General features: G+C 64.6%; 26 protein-coding genes. 13 read left to right on the forward strand and 13 right to left on the reverse strand.

All coding sequences use genetic code 11. The annotated features are described in order from the left end of the window. The first annotated feature begins 43 nt into the window (after window positions 1-43). A complete protein-coding gene (locus HSEST_RS07665) occupies window positions 44-373 on the forward strand; it encodes a DUF7322 domain-containing protein (protein ID WP_229120326.1) in 330 nt (109 codons plus the stop codon). A 152-nt stretch (window positions 374-525) separates the two neighbouring features. On the opposite strand, the gene HSEST_RS07670 is transcribed toward HSEST_RS07665, so the two are convergent. Further along, entirely contained in the window at window positions 526-1590 is a 1065-nt protein-coding gene (locus HSEST_RS07670; RefSeq protein WP_229120327.1) for a DHH family phosphoesterase, read from the reverse strand. A gap of 2 nt (window positions 1591-1592) precedes the next feature. Next, the gene (locus HSEST_RS07675; RefSeq protein ID WP_229120328.1) at window positions 1593-2057 is read right to left on the reverse strand and encodes a universal stress protein; all 465 of its coding nucleotides are present in this window, start codon (window positions 2055-2057) and stop codon (window positions 1593-1595) included. A 100-nt stretch (window positions 2058-2157) separates the two neighbouring features. Here HSEST_RS07675 and HSEST_RS07680 point away from each other — a divergent pair, with 100 nt between their 5' ends. Next, complete coding sequence (locus HSEST_RS07680) at window positions 2158-2610, forward strand: universal stress protein (protein WP_229120329.1); 453 nt, start codon at window positions 2158-2160, stop codon at window positions 2608-2610. Window positions 2611-2679: 69 nt separating this feature from the next. Here HSEST_RS07680 and HSEST_RS07685 read toward each other — a convergent pair whose 3' ends face one another. Then, complete coding sequence (locus tag HSEST_RS07685) at window positions 2680-3210, reverse strand: GNAT family N-acetyltransferase (protein ID WP_229120330.1); 531 nt, start codon at window positions 3208-3210, stop codon at window positions 2680-2682. Continuing rightward, window positions 3207-3575: a universal stress protein gene (locus tag HSEST_RS07690; RefSeq protein ID WP_229120331.1), complete on the reverse strand. Its 369-nt coding sequence runs from the start codon at window positions 3573-3575 to the stop codon at window positions 3207-3209. Before HSEST_RS07690 ends, HSEST_RS07685 begins: the two co-directional genes overlap by 4 nt. 107 nt (window positions 3576-3682) lie before the next feature. On the opposite strand from HSEST_RS07690, the gene HSEST_RS07695 reads away from it, so the two are divergent. Further along, a complete protein-coding gene (locus HSEST_RS07695; protein WP_229120332.1) occupies window positions 3683-4327 on the forward strand; it encodes a DUF5806 family protein in 645 nt (214 codons plus the stop codon). Between the two features lie 46 nt (window positions 4328-4373). Beyond that, window positions 4374-4712 carry a hypothetical protein gene (locus tag HSEST_RS07700; protein ID WP_229120333.1) on the forward strand — a complete coding sequence of 113 codons (339 nt, stop codon included), beginning with the start codon at window positions 4374-4376 and terminating at the stop codon, window positions 4710-4712. A 154-nt stretch (window positions 4713-4866) separates the two neighbouring features. Here the strand turns inward: HSEST_RS07700 and HSEST_RS07705 are convergent, their stop codons facing one another. Further along, the gene (locus tag HSEST_RS07705; RefSeq protein WP_229120334.1) at window positions 4867-5064 is read right to left on the reverse strand and encodes a DUF5800 family protein; all 198 of its coding nucleotides are present in this window, start codon (window positions 5062-5064) and stop codon (window positions 4867-4869) included. A gap of 172 nt (window positions 5065-5236) precedes the next feature. On the opposite strand from HSEST_RS07705, the gene HSEST_RS07710 reads away from it, so the two are divergent. Then, window positions 5237-6463, forward strand: coding sequence for a polymer-forming cytoskeletal protein (locus tag HSEST_RS07710; RefSeq protein WP_229120335.1), 1227 nt, complete (start codon window positions 5237-5239; stop codon window positions 6461-6463). Between the two features lie 36 nt (window positions 6464-6499). On the opposite strand, the gene HSEST_RS07715 is transcribed toward HSEST_RS07710, so the two are convergent. Together HSEST_RS07715 and HSEST_RS07720 are read right to left on the reverse strand one after the other, a co-directional pair. Continuing rightward, window positions 6500-7237 (reverse strand): beta-ketoacyl-ACP reductase, encoded by a 738-nt coding sequence (locus tag HSEST_RS07715; RefSeq protein WP_229120336.1) that lies wholly within the window; start codon window positions 7235-7237, stop codon window positions 6500-6502. Between the two features lie 284 nt (window positions 7238-7521). Then, window positions 7522-7854: a hypothetical protein gene (locus tag HSEST_RS07720; protein WP_229120337.1), complete on the reverse strand. Its 333-nt coding sequence runs from the start codon at window positions 7852-7854 to the stop codon at window positions 7522-7524. A gap of 127 nt (window positions 7855-7981) precedes the next feature. On the opposite strand from HSEST_RS07720, the gene HSEST_RS07725 reads away from it, so the two are divergent. After that, complete coding sequence (locus HSEST_RS07725) at window positions 7982-9163, forward strand: redox-regulated ATPase YchF (RefSeq protein ID WP_229120338.1); 1182 nt, start codon at window positions 7982-7984, stop codon at window positions 9161-9163. A 67-nt stretch (window positions 9164-9230) separates the two neighbouring features. Here the strand turns inward: HSEST_RS07725 and HSEST_RS07730 are convergent, their stop codons facing one another. Next, window positions 9231-9392, reverse strand: coding sequence for a hypothetical protein (locus tag HSEST_RS07730; RefSeq protein WP_229120339.1), 162 nt, complete (start codon window positions 9390-9392; stop codon window positions 9231-9233). Window positions 9393-9439: 47 nt separating this feature from the next. Next, window positions 9440-9811, reverse strand: a complete 372-nt coding sequence (locus HSEST_RS07735; protein ID WP_229120340.1) for a hypothetical protein — start codon at window positions 9809-9811, stop codon at window positions 9440-9442. Between the two features lie 204 nt (window positions 9812-10015). Here HSEST_RS07735 and HSEST_RS07740 point away from each other — a divergent pair, with 204 nt between their 5' ends. Continuing rightward, on the forward strand, window positions 10016-10582 hold the full coding sequence (locus HSEST_RS07740; protein WP_229120341.1) for a hypothetical protein: 567 nt from the start codon (window positions 10016-10018) through the stop codon (window positions 10580-10582). Window positions 10583-10597: 15 nt separating this feature from the next. On the opposite strand, the gene HSEST_RS07745 is transcribed toward HSEST_RS07740, so the two are convergent. Then, complete coding sequence (locus tag HSEST_RS07745; RefSeq protein ID WP_229120342.1) at window positions 10598-10906, reverse strand: ArsR/SmtB family transcription factor; 309 nt, start codon at window positions 10904-10906, stop codon at window positions 10598-10600. A gap of 217 nt (window positions 10907-11123) precedes the next feature. Between HSEST_RS07745 and HSEST_RS07750 the strand changes: the two genes are divergently transcribed. After that, on the forward strand, window positions 11124-12230 hold the full coding sequence (locus tag HSEST_RS07750) for a hypothetical protein (RefSeq protein WP_229120343.1): 1107 nt from the start codon (window positions 11124-11126) through the stop codon (window positions 12228-12230). Between the two features lie 74 nt (window positions 12231-12304). Beyond that, window positions 12305-13228 (forward strand): alpha/beta fold hydrolase, encoded by a 924-nt coding sequence (locus tag HSEST_RS07755; RefSeq protein WP_229120344.1) that lies wholly within the window; start codon window positions 12305-12307, stop codon window positions 13226-13228. Window positions 13229-13245: 17 nt separating this feature from the next. Here HSEST_RS07755 and HSEST_RS07760 read toward each other — a convergent pair whose 3' ends face one another. From HSEST_RS07760 to HSEST_RS07770, 3 genes are read right to left on the reverse strand one after another with little or no spacing between them, the layout of a single operon-like run. Continuing rightward, complete coding sequence (locus HSEST_RS07760; RefSeq protein ID WP_229120345.1) at window positions 13246-13518, reverse strand: DUF7111 family protein; 273 nt, start codon at window positions 13516-13518, stop codon at window positions 13246-13248. A 59-nt stretch (window positions 13519-13577) separates the two neighbouring features. Further along, window positions 13578-14363, reverse strand: a complete 786-nt coding sequence (locus tag HSEST_RS07765; protein WP_229120346.1) for an endonuclease V — start codon at window positions 14361-14363, stop codon at window positions 13578-13580. A 2-nt stretch (window positions 14364-14365) separates the two neighbouring features. After that, window positions 14366-15307 carry a rhomboid family intramembrane serine protease gene (locus HSEST_RS07770; protein ID WP_229120347.1) on the reverse strand — a complete coding sequence of 314 codons (942 nt, stop codon included), beginning with the start codon at window positions 15305-15307 and terminating at the stop codon, window positions 14366-14368. Between the two features lie 127 nt (window positions 15308-15434). On the opposite strand from HSEST_RS07770, the gene HSEST_RS07775 reads away from it, so the two are divergent. From HSEST_RS07775 to HSEST_RS07790, 4 genes are read left to right on the forward strand one after another with little or no spacing between them, the layout of a single operon-like run. Then, a complete protein-coding gene (locus HSEST_RS07775; protein ID WP_229120348.1) occupies window positions 15435-15914 on the forward strand; it encodes a DUF5788 family protein in 480 nt (159 codons plus the stop codon). Further along, window positions 15911-17650: a DNA polymerase/3'-5' exonuclease PolX gene (polX, locus tag HSEST_RS07780; RefSeq protein ID WP_229120349.1), complete on the forward strand. Its 1740-nt coding sequence runs from the start codon at window positions 15911-15913 to the stop codon at window positions 17648-17650. The genes HSEST_RS07775 and polX overlap by 4 nt, the downstream gene beginning before the upstream one ends. Beyond that, on the forward strand, window positions 17650-18114 hold the full coding sequence (locus tag HSEST_RS07785) for a Mut7-C RNAse domain-containing protein (protein WP_229120350.1): 465 nt from the start codon (window positions 17650-17652) through the stop codon (window positions 18112-18114). Before polX ends, HSEST_RS07785 begins: the two co-directional genes overlap by 1 nt. Window positions 18115-18174: 60 nt before the next feature. Continuing rightward, window positions 18175-18669: a DUF5797 family protein gene (locus HSEST_RS07790; protein ID WP_229120351.1), complete on the forward strand. Its 495-nt coding sequence runs from the start codon at window positions 18175-18177 to the stop codon at window positions 18667-18669. Window positions 18670-18684: the final 15 nt, after the last annotated feature.

The following is an 18684-nucleotide window of genomic DNA, read 5'->3' on the forward strand; positions in this document are numbered from 1 at the left end:
CGACCGCGGAACGTTTTTCGGCCCCCCTCACGAACCACGAGGTATGTTCGACGGGTCCGACGAGCAGTCACCACACGAACCCGACGAGTTCGACCCGGACTCGCTCGGGCCCGGCGGGTTCGACACGGATTCACTCGGGCCTGAGGTGCCCAGTGCACCTGATCCACCGGAGAGCGACGACGCCGACCCGGCGGTTCGCGGGCTGTTCTGGTGGCTCGTTCTCCTGGCGAACGTCGCGCTGTTGGCCGCCAGCCTCGGGGTCATGTTCGTCGCCTTCCAGGGCTGGTGGGCGCTCGGGACACAATTCACGCTCGCGGGCGCGATTCTCGGGCTCTACGTCTATTATCGAGTCAAACGATTCCAATCAGACTGATCTAGTTTTCCTCGGCGATCCGATCGAACGCGTCGATTATCGCCCGCTTCCCCACAGCTTTTTTGCGTTTGGGTATCCTCGGGCCGTCGGCCCTGCGGGTACCACTCACGGCAAAAACTTGGGAAAAAGACCGCTCGCTTCGCTCGCGGGTGCTACTCCTCCGCGATCCGATCGAACGCGTCGATTATCGCCCGCTTCGCCACCGCTCCCTGTGTCGTCCAGTGATGCGCGTAATCGAGCATGTCGTCGTAGATGTCGGGTTTACAGCCCGCCGCGCGGGGGTGGCCGCCGCCGTTGACCTGTTCGGCCACCTCGTGGCACCGCTCGAACGACTCGGTCCCGCGCAGACTCGCACTCCCCGCGGGTTTGACGATTACGGCGGCGTCGGCCCCCCGTTCACGCAGCGCCTCGGCGACCTCGTTTTGCGAACAGCGGCCGTAGGTCACGCCGACAGTCCAGGGGCCGATCTCCCGCAACTGAGCGCGCTCGATTGCCTTCTCGATCAGCGCCTCCTTCTCGACGCGTTTCTCCTTCAGATACTGCTCGACATCGGCCGGCAGGTCAGCGCCGTGTTCGCTGACGGCCGCAAGGTACTCTTCGGGTTCGCTCCAGTGGGAGAAATCCGCCAGATCGTCGCTTCGGGGATCCTCGCGGATCCAGAGGTCGTGATCGCGAGTGACCGCGACCAGATCGACCAGTGCCTCGTCGAATTCGTGATCGAGCTCGCGCAGCGCGACATCGGCCGAACATTCCTCGTCGGACTCGCCGACAACCAGCTCGACGCCGGCGGCCCCCACGAGCTCGGAGAGGTCGTCGTTCCACTGGTGATGGTCGAACCAGCGGCTCTCGCCCGCCCTCTCGGCCAGCGTGTCGAGCGCCTCGATGTCGTCGGCCCGGTCCGGACAGAGATCACAGATGAAAACGTCCGCTCCGGGATCGAGATACTCCGCCGTCCAGGCGAGCCGCTGCTGGAGTTCGTGGGGACTCGCGGGGACGAGCGCAGCGTCGCCACGCGTGGCTCGAACGAGCGCGACGCAAGCCAGCCCGTCGGCGTCAGGGTCAGCTATGACGACCGTGTCGGCGTCCGCGAGCGCGTCCTCGACCTCCTGCTTCTGTTCGGTCCGCGTGAGGTCGTCCGGTCGGAAGAACCCCTCTCCGGGGAGCACTGACTTGCGCTCCAGCGACAGCGACTCGTCGTCGATGAGATCAGCGTTCATCGTCAGGCCCCCGTCTCGCCGGGTACCGGTACGTCACGTTGTTCGTCGGGGTCGAGCTGTCGGGCCGTCAGCACCGGCACAGGCGACCGGCGAACGACTGCCTCGGCGACGCTACCGAGCAGGAACGAGTGGTCTCCGTGGCGGCCACGCGTGCCTGTGACGATGAGATCCGCATCGACCTCTGCCGTGTAGTTGCAGATCTCACTGGCGGGATCGCCCTCTCGAACCGCCGTGGTCACGGTGTCGTCCTGCGCGTCGATTTCGGAGAGTGCTTCCTCGCCGCGGGCCCGGAGGGCGGTACGGAGGTCGTCACGCACGGCCTCCGGCGACGTCTCGACCTCCGTTTCGTCGACGACGTAGAGCGTGTGGATCGTCGCGTCGAATCGGTCTGCGAGGTCGAACGCGAGCGTGACGGCCCGGGCGGCGCTTTCCGACCCGTCGGTCGCGAGCACGACTGTCTCGAACATACACCCACCTACTGGCGGTGACAGGATAAAAGGGGTGGAGACGAACGCGAACTGGCGGTCCTCGGTGGCTTTTTGCCACCACCGGACAGATACGTCAGCAATGGCCGTCGAAATCGACACTGTGCTCGTCCCCGTCGACGACACCGAGGAGGCCGAACGTGCCGTCGAATACGCTGTCGCGATCGCCCAGCGCTACGGTGCGAGCATCCACATCCTGCACATCGTCGACGACTCCGTGGCGCGCGCCATCCAGCGCGACGAGATCGACGCCGATGCCGTCGCCGAGGAGCACCGCGCGTTCATGGCCGCGGTACGAGAGCTAACCAGAGACGCCGACGGCGATGTCGAGGCGACTCAGTCGTCCGCTGCCGGCTTCTCGGCGGAGCGGCTCAGCCAACATCCCGTCAACGTCGTCCTGGATTCGGCCGAGGAGATCGGTGCCGACATGATCGTCGTACCTCGGGAGAGTACCAGCGACGCCCCCGGAGCGATGCTCGGCAAGGTCGCCCAGCACGTCCTCTCGTACGCGAGCCAGCCCGTCCTGTCTGTATAGGCGTTGTCGGCAACGATTCGTGTGTACTGACGGGAAATCGCGGGGAAAGATACTCCGTTAGGAAGGAAGTCAATGGAGGCGGATCGACATCTCGATCTCGAAGCTCTCGGTGCCGCAGATCTCGAAGCCGACCTTCTTGTAGAGTTCGATCGCCGGTTCGTTCCACCGCTCGACGGTCAGCCAGACGGTCTCGATATCCGCTCGTTGTGTGTGGCCCAGCAGCGTCTGCAGCAGTTCGGTGCCGATGCCGGCGCCCTGGTGTGTATTGAGCACGAATATCGCCAGCTCGTAGCCCTCACTGTCGTCGGGAACGAGCATCGAGTGGCCGACAGCGTCGTCCCCGTCCCAGGCGATGACGTTCAGACAGTCCGCTGCCAGTACCGTGTCGAGCCAGTTGTCGATGGCATACTCCTTGACCGGCGGGATCCCCTGAGCGCGATCGGCAGGGTCAAATGCCGTGTACATCTCCACGAGCGCCTCTCGGTCGTCCAGCCCGGCGGAACGGATCTCGATCTCCCGGTCGTTCTTGTCAGTGATCGTCCGCGGGGGCGACGGGAACTCACCGGCCGGCTCGTCGGGGTAGGTTCGGTTGACAGTCATCGAACGAGGGTCACCGGGGTTTCGGAGTTGAGGACGACGAACTCGGCGACGCTCCCGAGCTGGATCTTGCCGAGCGTGCTTCGGTTCCCTCCGGCGATAACCAGTCGATCGAAGTCCTCGCCGTCGACGATTTCGACGAGCGTCCCCGCGACGTGACCGTCGATGTGACGGATCTCGGTATCGACGCCGTGACCTTCGAGCTCCGACCGTATCCGCTGCTCGATCTCAGCAGGTGTGGCTTCGACCGCGGTGTCGTCGTAGATCGCGATCGAAACGTCGTCGCCGGCGGCCTCGGCCCGTTCGATCGTCTGTCGAAAGGCCTTCCAGGACTCCTCGCTCCCGTCGTGGCCCAGCAACACGTTCATACGACCGCTCATGGGGGCTGGGCTGTTAAGTATCAGGGGTCGTCGGGGCACGTCACGGCGGCCGTCGCGGCGACACGCTTTTTCGCGGGGCAATCACACTGTCATCTATGACAGAGACACCATCAGGGGACGACGCACCCGAGAACGCGGATCCGACAGGTACGGACGCCGCCGGCGATCCGTCCGTCACAGCCGAGTCGGGAAGCGACGACCCCGATCGAGACGTACCCGAGGACGTACAGAAGTACGATCGATTCAAGAAGATCGACGGCTCGACCTACGACCGCGCGAACGATTTTCTGCGCGAGCGAACCTACATCACGGCCCGCGAGTGGGCGATCGCCCGGCTCTGTGCCGATTTCCGGACTGAAACTGGTGTCGAAATGACGAAGATCGGCGAGAACCTGCCCGAGCTGGTCCCTTTCATGACCGATACCTACTCGCCGCAGGCAGTCAATCAGGCTCGGGCATCCTTCGAAGAGAAGGTCCGCAAGGCCGGTGCGACCTTCCTCTACGGAGCGATGTGTGACTTCTTCACCGCCGAGGAGCTGGACGACGTGATGTACGAGGCGACCGAGGTCGCGAAGTTCCTGCTCGAAGTCGAGGGCGTCGATCTGGCCGTCGAGGACGAACTCGAGGCCGAAGACCGTATTTCGAGCGTGATGCGTGACGTGCGCGAGCAGTCCGCTGCGCTCCGTCACGACGAGGTGACGTGCCCAGAGTGTGGTCACGAGTTCGAAGCCGGCGACTAGGATCTCCGGTCGAAAGGCGTTTCCTGATCGCCCGGTATCTCCGTGTATGAGCCTCGATGATCTCACTGCGGACGTTACGGACGCGGCAAGCGAGCTCGGCGACTCCATCGACGTGACCCTCGATCGGGAGACTCGAACCGAGCTCGCGATGTTGACCGCCGCGATGGAACCGACCGACGCCGACGAACTCGTCCGTCGCGCCGTCCACGCGTTCTTCCAGCAACAGGTCGACATGGGACGGCTCGATTTCCAGCTTCGCGAGCAGTACGACGTGACCTACGACGAATATCTGTCCGGGATGACCTTCGACGAGATGACCGGCGGCGCGGGCGCGATGGGCAGCGGACCGAGTGGCGATCCCGACGACCGGCGCTACCAGTTCTAGTCCAAACGCCCAAGAGAAGCGACGGCCGATACCCACGTATGGAATCCGATCAGCCACCGTGGCGCGCGCTGACCGAAAGCGTTCTCGGGTACGTCCTGCTGGGAGCGATCGTCTTTCTGACGATGTTCGTGATCCCGTACCTGCTGTTCGTGGCCTAATCGAGCAGTTGACCGATCCGCTGAGGTTCGCCCGACAGGGACGGCTCCGTTTCGACGATCTTGAGCACCTCGTGGTCGGTCACGTCGGGGTAGGACTTCCCGATAGCGTCCTCGATGAGCGACTTCTCTAGGCGGAACTCGTGGCCCTCGTAGATCACGTCGACACCCTGCTCGTCGAACGAAAGAACTGTCATTGGCCGTCGTTAGTGGCGGTGATTCAAAACGGGCCCGATCCGGGTCGCACCGATACCAGCGACTGACCCCGGCCGGCTCCGTCCGATTGCCCGCCGCCCGCGTCAGACGCCCGTCAGACGGGCGAATGACGCGTGCTGGGGCTTTAATACAGACGATAACGGTATAACTGGTGTGCTGTTCCGCTCGGACCCACTGGACGAACTGTCGATTCCAGACGGCACGACCGTCGAAGAACACGACCTCGTGACCGACGGGGACGTGCTGGTCGGCGGCCAGTCGACGGTCGAGTTCGGGGTCCGCGGGCGAAACGTGATCGCCGGCGAGCGCGTTCGCTTCGGCGGGCACATCGAGGCCGAAGGCGACTGCCGGCTGGACATGTGGTGTGACGTGGCGGACAACGTGCTGGTCGGTGAGGACGCCTATCTGGGCGAGCGAGTCCACGTCGGCGGCCAGCTGAAGGTCGCGGGCGACATCGACATCGGCGACGACGTCGACATCGAGGAGGGCTTCGAGGCCAACGGCTGGATCGTCATCCGCAATCCCATGCCGACGATCGTCTTCCTGTTCGTCTATCTCGGCCAACTGCTGCGGATCGGCGAGGAAGAAGCCGCCGAGAATACGCTCTCGGAGCTACTCGATACCGACCGGGAGGACGACCCGATCGTGATCCCGCGCGGCGCGACCGTCGGCGACGACGCCTGGCGCGTCTCCACGCCCGCGCGGATGGGTGACGACTGCCGGATCCACGGCAACATCCGCGCCGCGGACGTGACGGTCGGACGGGACAACGTGATCTTCGGGAGCCTGCGGTCGAAAGGCGACATCGTCGTCGGACGTGGCAGCGACGTCAAGGGCAACGTGACCACCCGCAACGGGGACGTCGCGGTCGGCCCCGGCGTGAAGATCTGGGGCGATATCGCGGCCGAGAACGTCCAACTCCACGAGAACGCCACCGTCGACGGGACGATCCGCGCCAGCGGGGAGATCCAGCTACACACCGATGCCGTGCTGGACGGTCCCGACGAGGACGCCGAGGCGATGGCCGAGATGGCCGCCGAGATGGAGGGCGCGTCGGCTCCGGTCGCCGGGGACGGAGTAGCCGAAGACGGATCTGAAGAAGACGCGTCCGCTGGAGCCGAGCCGGACGATGGTGAGTCGGCCGCAGACGAATCGAGCGAAGACGAACCGAACGACGAGCCTGCCGAAGGCGATCCTGCTGAAGTCGAGAGTGAGTCCGCCGTGGACGAATCCAGCAAGGATCGGCCCGGTGGGGACGTGCCCGACGACAGCGTCTCCGAGGGCGAGACTGACCGGGAATCGGACGCCGACGCAGCTACAGAGCGACCGGAGACGACCGGAGACGGCCCCGACGGCGACCACCCCGATCCTGCCACCTGATCGAACGCAGTCCGGGTCGTGGTCTGGCGCGTGGATTTACAGATCTTTGCCGCCGTTGGCGTCGATAACCTCGCCGGTGATGAACGACGACCGGTCGCTCGCCAGAAACGCGACGATCTCCGCGATTTCCTCGGGAGTGCCCAGTCGGCCGAGTGGCGTATCCTCCCGGATCCCGTCTTTGACGTGCTCGGGAAGCGCTTCGACCATCCTGGTGGAAATGAAGCCGGGCGCGACGCAGTTGGCAGTCGAGCCCTTGGGTGCGAGTTCGAGCGCGAGCGTCCGTGTGAACCCGAACATGCCGGCCTTGGCCGTCGCGTAGTTGGCCTGCCCGAAGTTGCCGCCCTTGCCGATGATGCTGGAGATGTTGATCAGCCGCCCCTCCGCTGCAGCGGCCAGGTCGTCGTAGAACGTCTGGGTGGCGTGGAACGCACCGTCGAGATGCACGTCGAGGACGGTATCCCACTCCTCGTGGGACATCTCGGTGAACTTGACGTCCTGGTTGATCCCGGCGTTGTTCACCAGTACGTCGACCTGTCCGAACTCCCTGTGGACTCTGTCGCCCATTCGCTGGACGGCCTCGATATCGGTCACGTCAGCCTGGGCGATCAACGCCGTGCCTCCCGCCGCTTCGACAGTAGCGGCGGTCTGTTCGGCCCCCTCTCTGGAACTCCTGTAGTTCACCACGACGTTGTGTCCGTCCTCGCCGAACCGCTCGGCGATGGCCCGACCGATCCCGCTCGAAGATCCCGTAACGACACAGGTTTTCGCTGTCATATGTGTGATGACTCTCTATCGCTTCAAAATGATGGCGTCCCTGGCAAATATTCCCGATCGACGCTGTCCGATGTGTTTCGTCAATCACAAGCACCGCATGACTTCGCACAGCCGTAACGTGAACCGCATTGTAGCGTTTTGGGTGCGTTCGACACCCCCTCACCCACCAGCGTATACAGGCAGCAGGCCAATGGCTATTTGGAATGGTATATCATGGTATTTATGCTCCGCTGTTGGTCGCTGTGTTCTCACCCAAGCAGGCTAGCGACATACCCGTCTGTGGGTCAGCTGTACCGAGTCGCGACCCAGTCGATGATCACGCCGTAGGCCACGCCAGCGAAGAAACTCGGCCAGTCGCGGAACTCGCTGGTGAGCGTGATCGCCGTCGTGACCACCAGTCCCAGCAGCAAACCTCTGAGGAAGACGTTGTACTCCGAATCGACGATCCGGAGCCCGCCCGCGAGCCCGATCAGCAGTCCCATCACGACTCGATTGTACCACATCGAGAACAGAAACAGTTCGTTGCCAGCAAAGCCGATCCGGAGACCGACTCCGGCGATGCAGAACAGCCCCAGAAACGCCCCCGTGAGGACGCCGATCGTGAGTCGCCTGTCCATACCGACACATCTGTCGGATCGGAAATGAATATTGGGGTCAGCAGTCCCTCTCTGTTGGCCGGTGGGGATCGGCTGCGGGGCTCACGCGATCGAAATCCCCTTGGACCGGGGGCGCCCACTCGAAGGCATGCTCTCGATCGCGCTTGCCGGGAAACCCAACGCCGGCAAGTCCACCTTCTATCAGGCGGCGACGATGGCCGAGGTCGACGTGGGCAACTACCCGTTCACGACGATCGACGCCAACCGCGGAGTCACTCACGTCAGGACGGACTGCCCGTGTCTCGACCTCGAGGAGCGCTGCGGGAACGAACGCTGCCACGACGGCAAACGTTACGTCCCCGTGGAGTTGCTGGACGTCGCGGGACTGGTCCCAGGCGCACACGAGGGGCGAGGGCTGGGCAACCAGTTCCTGGACGAGCTCTCGAACGCCGACGTCATCTTGCACGTCGTCGACGCGGCGGGCGCGACCGACGAGGAGGGCGAGCCCGTCGAGGTCGGCGAGCACGATCCCCTCTCTGATCTGGATTTCATCGAGACGGAACTGGACCTGTGGCTGGCCAGCATCGTCGAGCGCAACTGGGAGTCGGTCGAGCGCGCCTCCCGATCGCCGGACTTCGACCTGGACGAGGCACTGGTCGATCTGCTCAGCGGCGTCGGGGCGAGCGAGCTCGACGTCTCCCGGGCGTTGCGTGACCTCGACCATCCAGAGGATCCCCTCCAGTGGACCGACGACCACCGCGAGGCGCTGGCCGAGGACATCCGCCAGCGGACGAAGCCAATCGTCGTCGTGGCCAACAAGGCCGACATCGCACCTGAGGAGAACCTGCGACGGCTGCAGGAGTCCGCCGACGCGGTCGTCCCAGCGACGGCGGACGGCGAACTGGCGCTCCGGAAGGCCGCTGAGGCGGGCGTGATTGGCTACGATCCGGGCGACGACGACTTCGAGATCACCGACGACGTGAGCGACCAGCAACAGCAGGGTCTCGAACGGATCCGCGAGGTCATGGCCGAGTGGGGGGGAACCGGTATTCAGGAGGCGCTCGATTACGCCGTCTACGATCTGCTCGATCACATCACGGCCTATCCCGTTCAGGACGCGACCCACTGGACCGACGGCCAAGGAAACGTCCTGCCCGACGCCTTTCTGCTGGCGAGCGGCTCGACCCCGAAAGACCTCGCGTATACGGTCCACAGCGACATCGGCGACGGCTATCTCCACGCTGTCGACGCCCGCAAGGATATGCGGATCAGCGACGACGAAGAGCTCGAGGAGGGTGACGTGATCAAGATCGTCTCGACGGCGAACTGATTGTCGAGACACTCCCTTCTCGAAGGTCCCCCGAATACGGACGGATTCGCCGGTACGACCGGGGCTGTCAGGCCAGGATCGTATTACACGACGGGCAGACGTAGAGCGTGTCGCTACTCTTGCCCGCGCCCATCGGCGCGATCCCACCGCTGTCGACTTCGAGTTTCTCGAGTTCGTCGGCGCTGATCAACGATCCACAGTGCGGACACGTTGCTCGATCGACGGTCATACCCGAACGTAGGAATCCAAATAATAAAAGCGAACAGCCATGCGAGTTCACCTCCAGTTAGAGCGATCGAAGACGAACGTCGAGACGTGCGCTGCCAGCTCGCGTGCCCCCTCCTCGCTGGACTCGTGGAGATCGCCCGAGACCGGTCCCGCCTCGCCACCGACCCCCTCAGCCTGCGAGATCGGATCGGTCCCAGTCGGGTAGGGTCGCCGGTCGCCAACCGAGTCACGAAGCCGCTGGACTACTTCGGACCGTAACGCGGTGTCGAGATGTGAGAGATCGTAGCGGACGATCCAGCCACGACGGGCGTTGCGGATCGCGACGACCGGCTGCTCGTTGCCGGCGTTGTGCTTCCAGAGCATCTGCCGCTCGGCGTCACTGCCGTAGACCGGCACGTTCGACGGGTCGAGACTAGCCATTGTCTCCCGTTAGGAACGCCGGTATATGACCGTGTCGGCTACTGAGGTGGGCCGACTCCGGCGTCCGACGAGCTCCCGCACGCACCGAAATGTAGTTCCGGCCGTGACAAGACACGGTTCCACTGCCCGCAAACGACACGGTATGGGTCGTCTGTCAGAAAGACCTATGTATTAGGATATCGTAATATTATAATGGTGAGGGGAATGTCACCATCCACCACGACCCGCTTCGACTCGGAGACGGTCTACCAGAGTCGGATCGCGGGCGACCAGCAGTGTGGGGAACCGGATACGACAATCAGCGTCACGGAGGGTGGAGTACACGCAGTGCCGACAAAGAGTACTGAGAACGCGCTCGAGTTTACCCTCTCACACGAGGATATCACGGGGCTGCAGTGCCAGGGGGTGTTGAACAGGTCGGTCACAATCGAGACTGACGAGGCGTCCTACGAGATACCGACGACAATGTTGGACGAAAGCCGTTTCAGGCAGGCCATCGTCGAGTACAGCGACCTCTCGAACCCTTGCAGGCGAGTTGCCGTCGATCGGCTGGGAGTGTGCCCGTGCGCGGCCGGCTCGTCGCTTGGGTGTCTGCTCATCGTCGCGGGGGTCGGGCTCGTCCTCTCGGTTTTCGGCGCACTTCTCGGGGTCGGCGCGATCGCCGCCGGGACTGCGCTACTCCTGCTGGCGTATCTGTCTCGAAAAGTCTCACAGTGGCGCGGGTCCAACCGCTGGGAACGAACGAACGGACCGGGGAAATCGGCTGTCTAACCGTCGCGAGCGACGCTATTTGTCTACCTGTTCTCGGACGACTTCTCGGATCGTCTCGACACCGTCGACAATACGTTCGTCGGCCACGGCATAGTAACTGTTCACGCCGTCGCGCTCGCGGGTGACGATTCCTCGATCACGCATCAGTTTGAGATGCTGGGAGACCGTCGATTGGGAGATGCCGGTGAGACGCTCGATATCGGAGACAGAGTACTGCTCACCGTTCTTGAGCACGTCGAGGATCTTCAGTCGATTCGCGTTAGAGCAGACGCTACAGAAATCCGCGTGCGCCTCGTAGAACCGCTCGTCTTCCAGGTCGGGCATACACACAACGTGGGCTGTCTGAAACAAATAAGGTTCGCTCCGCTGTCTCTCCGCTCGTGAGCTCGCACTGTCGAGATACTACCACCCGTAGTGTTCCGCGAAGGTCACATAAATATGGTCTCAGGTGCAATCTGGCACAATGTCGCCGGATTCGAGTGGCCAAGCACGGATCTCCCCTCCTGACAGCACTACTCTCCGTCCGTTCCTCACAGTGTTCGTGAGTGTTGTCGCCCTCACGCAGGTCCCACTCGTCTCCGCTCACGAGGCGACTGCGACCGGCGGGATCACACCGGGGCACGGCATCGCGCTCGCGTTGGTCGGCGTCGTCGTTCTCGTCGGCAGTGCTGTCTTCAAGCGAACGAACCACTTCCGGCCGACGCTCGCACTCTACGGCGTCTTCGTCGGAATCTCGCTCACCGCGCTCGGGACGATTCTCTTCGAAGGGTTGTCCCCGGACCCGACCTACACCGCGCGTTCGATGCCATTCCCCCGATCGTGGTATCAGCCGCTCGCGCTGTCCGTCGGGACTGCAATCGCGGTCGGGAGCCTCCTCGCGGGCCGGATTCGCTGGCCGAACCGCCCGCGGTACGCGCTGGCCGGCCTCCTGCTGGGACTGTGGATCGCCTACCCCTATCTCGTTCCGGGGTCCGCCAGCGATACACACCCGCTGGGATACGCTATCGTTCTCGTGACACCGATTTTGGTAGGATACGTCCTCTGGATCGACGCCGGCGATGCGATCCGGACTGCACTCCGGGACCGTGTCGCTCGACGGTTCGGGATCGGGACCGCCGTCGTCCTGCTCCTGTTTTTCTTCGGTGTGACCGGCTACCTCTCGTTCTTCCCGGAGGACGGTGCGCCCCACGAAATTACAGTTGCCGTCCTGCCGACGATCTACCAACTGGTCTCCTGGCCGACGCTCGAAATCGCGATCCCGCACATCCCGCTGTTTCTGGCGGTTTCGCCCGGGCAACTACTGATCCTCGGGACGCTGAGCGGGCTCATCGGACTGAACGGCGCGCTCATCGCCCGCCAGTGGCGCGCTGAAGCACGGGCCGGCCTGACTGAAGGGACGGCGGGCAGTGCCGCCGTCGTCGGCACGTGCACGTGTGGGTGCTGTGGCCCCCTCGTCGCCAAGATCGCCGGGCTAGTTGCCGGCCCTGCCATCGCCGCGCCGTTGTACTGGGTCTTCGTCGACCCGATGTCGCCGCTCAGCGCGCTGTTCGTCGTCGGGAGTCAGCTCCTGTTCGCTGGCAGCATCATCTACGCGGTGCAGTCGACACAGGACCTCGATCTGTCCGTGACAGTCAGACCGTCCGATTGAACCTCGATACTGTGAGAGACGGACTTGCAACAGCCGCCGGACGTTATATGTCGCTCTCGCTCCAATACCCGAATATGAAGCTTCGAAGCGTCCTCGCCGCCGGCGTCGGTGGTCTCGGCCTCGCCGCCGCGAGCAACCGTCTCTTGCAAGCGAACGCCGACGATCTGGAGCCCCCGCTGCCCGGCGGCCGCCGATCGTATCGCTGGCGCGGGTTCGACGTCGGCTACACGAAAGCGGGCGACCCGGAGGACCCACAGCTCGTGTTGGTCCACGGGATCAACGCTGCTGGGACCAGCCGCGAGTTCGAGACCATTTTCGAGTCGCTGGCCAAGGAGTACCACGTCATCGCGCCGGACCTGCCCGGGTTCGGCACCTCCGATCGGCCGCCGCTTCTGTACTCGGCACCGCTGTACGAGCAGTTCCTCCTGGACTTCCTCGGGGACTTGACCGACGAGCCGACCGTCGTCGCGTCGGGCCTCTCCGGGGCGTACGCGACTCTCGCCGCGAGAGAAGTCGACGTGTCGGAGCTGGTGTTGCTCTGTCCGACCGATACGACGATGGGCGGCAGAGGCGAGCGTACCTGGGTGCGGTCGCTTCTACGCTCGCCGCTGGTCGGGCAGGCGCTGTTCAACGCCCTCGTCAGCAAGCCCTCGATGCGCCATTTCCACGCCGATCACGGCTACTACGACATGGACAACCTCACCGAAGCGCGACTCGATTACGAGTGGCACTCGGCCCACCAGGATGGCGCCCGGTTCGCCCCGGCGTCGTTCCTCGGCGGGTTCCTCGATCCCGAACAGTCGCTCGAAGCGGAACTACCGGACGTCGACGCCCCCGTGACGCTCGTCTGGGGCCGGGACGCCTCGACGACGCCACTGGAGGCTGGACGGTCACTCGCGGACGCCGTCGACGCGAAGCTGGTCGTCTTCGACGAGGCGAACCTCCTCCCGCACGTCGAACACCCCGAGCAGTTCGTCGAGCTACTCCTCGAAGAATAGATCTTCGCCGCCCGGTGTCACATTCCCATGTCCTCGGCCGGTTCGGGGACCGGCAGATCGTGCGCGGCGACGCCGAGCAGTTCCGCGGCGTGATCGAGCGCCATATCGAACCCGTAGTAGCGTTCGAGTTCGTCGCCGTCGGCGCTCGGGCGCACCTTCAACATTGCGTAGCCGTCGATATTTTGCGCGATCGCGGCAGTCGCCCCCTCGCGCTCGAAGGTGAGCAGACGCTCGGTCCCGGTTTCCTCGTATCTGGCCGTGATCCCGTTGTCGGTGACAGATGCACTCATCGACCGGTGCTGAGGACTACAGATAGTCCAACGTTCCGGTTCGATCGGGACTGGAGCCGTCACTCGAACGTTCCTTTGGCCTCGTCTGCGAGCGAGTCAGCCAGTCGAGTCGGCTCCGGGAGTTTGTAGCCCCCACAGGTCCGGGCGACGACGTCGACGGCTGTCGAGGCGCTGATCCGATGACCGGGACTGACGTACAGCGGGTTGATGCTGGTCGAGCCGCTGTCGTACTGACGGCTCTGGTAGGCGTAGCCGATCACGGTGCCGTCCGGAGCGGTCACGCCCTCGTCAGCCTCGATCGGAATCCGTTCGCCCTCGGCCAACCGCTCGGGGATCGGCTCTCGCGGGGTGCCACAGAGGAGGTTCTTCGCGACGCCGATTGTCGGGTGATCGAGCGTGACGCCAACGTGCGTCGCCAGTCCGGCCTGCCGGAAGTGGATCCGACCGCTGCCGTCGACGACGGTCAGATCCGGGGTTACTGACAGCGCCTGCAGGGCCGCGAGGACGGCGTTGCCCTCCCGGAAACTCAACAGTCCCGGGATGTAGGGAATCGCCGTCTCCGCGACAGCCGTAGCCGTTTCGATCACCTCGCCGGCGCGGAGCGCGACGGCAGCGCTGACAGCGCGGTCGTCTTCGAGAAACGCCTGGTCGACGCCGGCGATGACCGGCGGGTCGGCGTCGGCCAGCGGCCGCTGATCGCTGTCCCGATCGATCGTGACGCGGTCGGGATCGAAGTCGAGGTCGTCCTCGAAGACGGCCGCCTCGGCGATGTCGTCCTGTAGGGCCTCCATCTCCCCACGTGCGAGGCTCCCGTCCGGAACGAACTCCGGGTAGACGGGCTCCATCGTCAGAACGGGCCGCGGCGCCGACCGGGACCGCCCGGGCCACCCGGACCGCCGGGCCCACCACCGCCAAAGCGGAGCTGGTTCGGCGTGCGTACTCGGTTTTTCACTCGCTGACCGTAGACAAGTCCAATCACCAGTCCAAGCAGATGTGCCAGGTTAGCGACGTTTCCGCCCGTGAGACCGGTTTGGACGCCGAAGATTCCAACTGCACTCAGAAGCGCAAACCCCGCGGTGAGAATCCAGATCGGGACCGGGATCAAGAAATAGAGATACACGCGCAGGTTGGGGTTGAGTACCGTCAGTACACCCATAATTGCGAGGCCGGCTCCGCTGGCCCCAACGACGCCGCCCCATCCTGGAGCGGCACCAAGCCCCTCGTATATCTGGAGGGCGACCTGTCCGAGTCCGGCTATCGCGCCACTCGCGATGAACAGGGCACTGAAGTCACGGGACCCGATGTAGTCCTCGACGAGCCGACCGAAGAAGAAAATCACGATGCTGTTGACCGCAATGTGACCGAAGCTCCCGTGCGCGAAGATCGACGTTACCCACGTCCAGACGTATTCGGGATGTTGCGGGGTTAGCACGAACAGGAACCGATGGAGTTCGGAACCGCCAATGGTCGCTACGATTGCCTGGAAAATGAACGTGAGCCACATCGCCCCGAGGAAGACGTAGGTCATGTTCCCCCGGAAGTACCCGAGGAAACTACCTGGCCCGGCGTCGATTCCGAGCCGGTCGGCCAGCCCGCCGGAGCCGGTACTCGACGCGTCGACGCTGGTATCGAAGCCGCTATCGAAGACGCCGTCGGGATCGCCCCAGTCGTCGAGTCCCGGACAGTCGTGATTCTCCGGCAGGCGATGATCGGCACAGAACGTCCCGCCGCAGTGGCGGCACTGATACGGCATGTTCGTCTGCTTGCCACACACGTCGCAGGTCGCCATTACCACCTGCTTCGGACTGATGGGGCAAATGGATTGTGTTTGGTCGACCTGAACGGGTGGGCACGTCCCGTCTCGAAACCGCGTTCGGACGCGTGGATTTTTCTCGATGCGGTTCTGACGGGTGAACGTGCAAGAGTACCAGCGCAAGCAACTGCTCGAACGCGTCGAGCGCGAGGGGGCGACGGTCGGGACCGCCATCCCCGAGGAGATCGACGTCCAGGAAGAGACGATCGACCTCCGATCGTTCGTCTTCGAGATCAAGCGCCGGGAGACGGTCCCGCCCGGCGAGCACGAGCGCGTCGAGCAGGCAAAGCGCAACCTCCGACGCGAACGCCGAAAGCGCCGTCGGCGTCTCGAATCGGAATCGATCTCCTATCAGGAGGGTGAGCGACTCACGGAGGCGATCGTCGGGATCGACCGTGCGCTGGAGGCGCTGGAGTCGCTGGGGCCGTCGGACATCGAAAGCGAAAAGCAAGCAAAGGAAGCGGCCGATCAGAAACGATGGATGACGTTTCTCAAGCAGGCGCTGGGTCGCGATGAGACGGGCGGCGCTGGACCACGCGGAGGGACAGACGGCAGCCGCGATTCACACGGAGGGAGACGATGACCCGCAACGACGCCGTCGCCGATCGGCTGGCGGAGATGGCCGATCGGCTCGACGCGATGGACGTCGAGTACAAGCCCCGGGCCTACCGTCGGGCGGCCGAGAACGTCCGCGAACATCCCGAACCGATCGAGCGCCTCGCGAGCGAGGGCGAAGACGTCGTCGGAGAGATCGACGGCGTGGGCGACGCCATCGCGTCGAAGATCGTCGAGTACGTCGAGACCGGGTCGATCGACGAACTCGAAGACCTCCGCGAGGAGCTGCCCGTCGAGATCGACGCGCTGACCAGCGTCGAGGGGGTCGGTCCGAAGACCGTCGGCACGCTCTACGAGGCCCTGGAGATCCGGACGCTGGATGACCTCGAAGACGCCGCGGAGGCGGGCGAGATCCAGGCGGTCAAAGGCTTCGGCGCGAAGACCGAACAGAACATCCTGGAGGGGATCGAGTTCGCCAGGCAGGCCCACGAGCGACAGTTACTGGGCGAGGCCGTCCCGCTCGGGGAGGCCGCGCGGTCGTATCTCGCCGACCAGCCGTCCGTCGAAAGCGTCGAAGTCGCGGGATCGCTACGGCGCTGGAAACCGACGATCGGCGACGTCGACGTGCTGGTCGGCAGCGACGACGGCGAGAGCGCCATCGAGGCGTTCACCGACTGGGACCACGCCGAGACGGTGATCGAGGCCGGCGGGACGAAAGCGAGCCTGCGCGTCGGGTCGGTCCGGGTCGATCTCCGGGTCGTCGCACCCGAGGAGTTCGGAGCTGCACTCCAGTATTTCACCGGGAGTCGCGATCACAACGTCGCGCTACGCAACAGGGCGATCGAGCGCGAGCTGAAGATGAACGAGTACGGCGTCTTCGACGTGTCAGAAGTCGACGAGCCGGACGCCGGACAGCGCGTCGGCGAGCGGGTCGCCGGCGAGACCGAGGAGTCGATGTACGCGGCGCTGGAGCTGCCGCTCGTGCCGCCGGAGCTGCGGGAAGGACGTGGCGAGATTGAGGCCGCGGCGGCGGGCGAACTGCCGGACCTACTTGCGGAGGGAGACGTTCGCGGGGACCTTCACACGCACACGGACTGGTCGGACGGCGACAACTCAATCGCGGAGATGATCGAGGCCGCGGCGGCGTTCGGTCACGACTACGTCGCGATCACCGACCACGCCACCGGTCCGGGGATGGTCGGCGGCGTCGGGGTCGACGACGAGACGCTACGCGACCAGATCGGGGAGATCCGGGCCGCTGCCGACGACGTCGACATCGAGGTCTTTGCGGGCGTGGAGGCCAACGTCGGCGAGGACGGCTCGATTTCGGTTGCGGATGACGTGCTCGCCGAACTGGATCTGGTCGTCGCGTCGCCCCACGCGGCCCTGTCCGGCGACGGGACGGACCGGTTGATCGCCGCAGCCGAACACCCCCAGGTCGACATCATCGGGCACCCGACGGGGCGGTATCTCAACCGCCGCCCGGGGCTGAATATCGAATACGACCGGCTGGCCGCAGCAGCGGCCGAGGCGGGGACGGCACTCGAGGTCAACGCCAATCCGCGGCGACTCGACCTCGGCGGACAGGCCGTTCGCGCAGCGGTCGAGGCCGGCGCGACGATCGTGATCGATACGGACGCCCATCGGCCTGACAGCTACGAGTACATTCGCTACGGGGTCCACACCGCACGTCGCGGCTGGGCCGAGGCGGACGACGTACTCAACACGCGCGATGCCGGCGGGATCAGGGGGTTCCTGGACTGATGTCGGGAGACGAACGGCAGCCGGCGCTGTTGCTAGACACGATGCTCGGGAAGCTCGGGACGTATCTGCGGATGTGTGGGTACGACGCCGCCTACGCGTCGAGTCGCGGCGTCGAGGACGACCACGAGATACTCGCGCTCGCCGAGACGGAAGGCCGAACGGTCGTCACCAGAGACGTCGCCCTCGCAAGACGAGCCCCCGAGGCGGTCCTGATCGAGTCCCGTGATACAGTCGATCAGTTGCGGGAGTTCCGCGACGCAGGATTCGGGCTCGAACTCGAAGACGAGCCCTCGCGATGCGGTGCCTGCAACGCCCCGTTGGCAAGGGTCGCGCCGGAGGAGCCCACGCCGGACTACGCCCCGGAGCCCGACTACGAGGCCGTTTGGCGTTGTCGGGAGTGCGGCCAGCACTTCTGGCGCGGGAGTCACTGGGACGACGTCGCGGCGACGCTTTCGGAGCTGTAGCTGTCGTCCCAGCGGCGTATCACAACACCATTGTATCCCGGGCGTGCGTAGTCACAGTCGATGAGCCTCGAGGAGACGGCGAAGCGACGCCTGGCCGATATCGTGGCGCTCGCGCCGACCAAGAACGGCGAACTCCAGGATCGGTGGGACATGGACAGCGGCAGCGAGGTCCATCAGTACCTCGAATCGGAACTGAAAGACTACTACTATCGCAACGAGGACAGCCTGATCTGCGCGACGCCCGAGGGCCGCCAACTCGTCGAAGACGCGGGCCTCGTCGAGGGGACCGAGGACGACCAGCACGTCACCGTGCCCCCCGTCCAGGCGGACATCCTCGACGTACTCGCCGGGCCGGACGAACAGACACAGAGCGTCGTCTCGGTCTACCACGCGCTGGGTGACGCCGGGCACGACTACGAGGTCGACGACGTCCGCTCGGCCCTGCACAGCCTCGTCGAGAAGGGCGTCGTCGAACGTGTCCGCAAGACCGTCCCCACCTTCCGTCTCGCTGTCGAGCGATCCGAACTCGAAGTCGAAGAACTCGACTCGAGCTGATCGGACAACGGACGT

Source organism: Halapricum desulfuricans (assembly GCF_017094465.1).
Classification (GTDB): Archaea; Halobacteriota; Halobacteria; order Halobacteriales; family Haloarculaceae; genus Halapricum.

Excerpts from the sequence above, each read along its gene's own strand:
- HSEST_RS07760 (WP_229120345.1), bottom strand. The coding sequence starts at position 13,518 with ATGAGTGCATCTGTCACCGACAACGGGATCACGGCCAGATACGAGGAA.
- HSEST_RS07720 (WP_229120337.1), bottom strand. The coding sequence starts at position 7,854 with ATGGACAGGCGACTCACGATCGGCGTCCTCACGGGGGCGTTTCTGGGG.
- HSEST_RS07685 (WP_229120330.1), bottom strand. The coding sequence starts at position 3,210 with ATGACTGTCAACCGAACCTACCCCGACGAGCCGGCCGGTGAGTTCCCG.
- HSEST_RS07790 (WP_229120351.1), top strand. The coding sequence starts at position 18,175 with ATGAGCCTCGAGGAGACGGCGAAGCGACGCCTGGCCGATATCGTGGCG.
- HSEST_RS07690 (WP_229120331.1), bottom strand. The coding sequence starts at position 3,575 with ATGAACGTGTTGCTGGGCCACGACGGGAGCGAGGAGTCCTGGAAGGCC.
- HSEST_RS07745 (WP_229120342.1), bottom strand. The coding sequence starts at position 10,906 with ATGCCCGACCTGGAAGACGAGCGGTTCTACGAGGCGCACGCGGATTTC.
- HSEST_RS07755 (WP_229120344.1), top strand. The coding sequence starts at position 12,305 with ATGAAGCTTCGAAGCGTCCTCGCCGCCGGCGTCGGTGGTCTCGGCCTC.
- HSEST_RS07785 (WP_229120350.1), top strand. The coding sequence starts at position 17,650 with ATGTCGGGAGACGAACGGCAGCCGGCGCTGTTGCTAGACACGATGCTC.
- HSEST_RS07665 (WP_229120326.1), top strand. The coding sequence starts at position 44 with ATGTTCGACGGGTCCGACGAGCAGTCACCACACGAACCCGACGAGTTC.
- HSEST_RS07730 (WP_229120339.1), bottom strand. The coding sequence starts at position 9,392 with ATGACCGTCGATCGAGCAACGTGTCCGCACTGTGGATCGTTGATCAGC.
- HSEST_RS07770 (WP_229120347.1), bottom strand. The coding sequence starts at position 15,307 with ATGGCGACCTGCGACGTGTGTGGCAAGCAGACGAACATGCCGTATCAG.
- HSEST_RS07705 (WP_229120334.1), bottom strand. The coding sequence starts at position 5,064 with ATGACAGTTCTTTCGTTCGACGAGCAGGGTGTCGACGTGATCTACGAG.
- HSEST_RS07740 (WP_229120341.1), top strand. The coding sequence starts at position 10,016 with ATGTCACCATCCACCACGACCCGCTTCGACTCGGAGACGGTCTACCAG.
- polX (WP_229120349.1), top strand. The coding sequence starts at position 15,911 with ATGACCCGCAACGACGCCGTCGCCGATCGGCTGGCGGAGATGGCCGAT.
- HSEST_RS07695 (WP_229120332.1), top strand. The coding sequence starts at position 3,683 with ATGACAGAGACACCATCAGGGGACGACGCACCCGAGAACGCGGATCCG.
- HSEST_RS07700 (WP_229120333.1), top strand. The coding sequence starts at position 4,374 with ATGAGCCTCGATGATCTCACTGCGGACGTTACGGACGCGGCAAGCGAG.
- HSEST_RS07725 (WP_229120338.1), top strand. The coding sequence starts at position 7,982 with ATGCTCTCGATCGCGCTTGCCGGGAAACCCAACGCCGGCAAGTCCACC.
- HSEST_RS07765 (WP_229120346.1), bottom strand. The coding sequence starts at position 14,363 with ATGGAGCCCGTCTACCCGGAGTTCGTTCCGGACGGGAGCCTCGCACGT.
- HSEST_RS07670 (WP_229120327.1), bottom strand. The coding sequence starts at position 1,590 with ATGAACGCTGATCTCATCGACGACGAGTCGCTGTCGCTGGAGCGCAAG.
- HSEST_RS07680 (WP_229120329.1), top strand. The coding sequence starts at position 2,158 with ATGGCCGTCGAAATCGACACTGTGCTCGTCCCCGTCGACGACACCGAG.
- HSEST_RS07735 (WP_229120340.1), bottom strand. The coding sequence starts at position 9,811 with ATGGCTAGTCTCGACCCGTCGAACGTGCCGGTCTACGGCAGTGACGCC.
- HSEST_RS07675 (WP_229120328.1), bottom strand. The coding sequence starts at position 2,057 with ATGTTCGAGACAGTCGTGCTCGCGACCGACGGGTCGGAAAGCGCCGCC.
- HSEST_RS07715 (WP_229120336.1), bottom strand. The coding sequence starts at position 7,237 with ATGACAGCGAAAACCTGTGTCGTTACGGGATCTTCGAGCGGGATCGGT.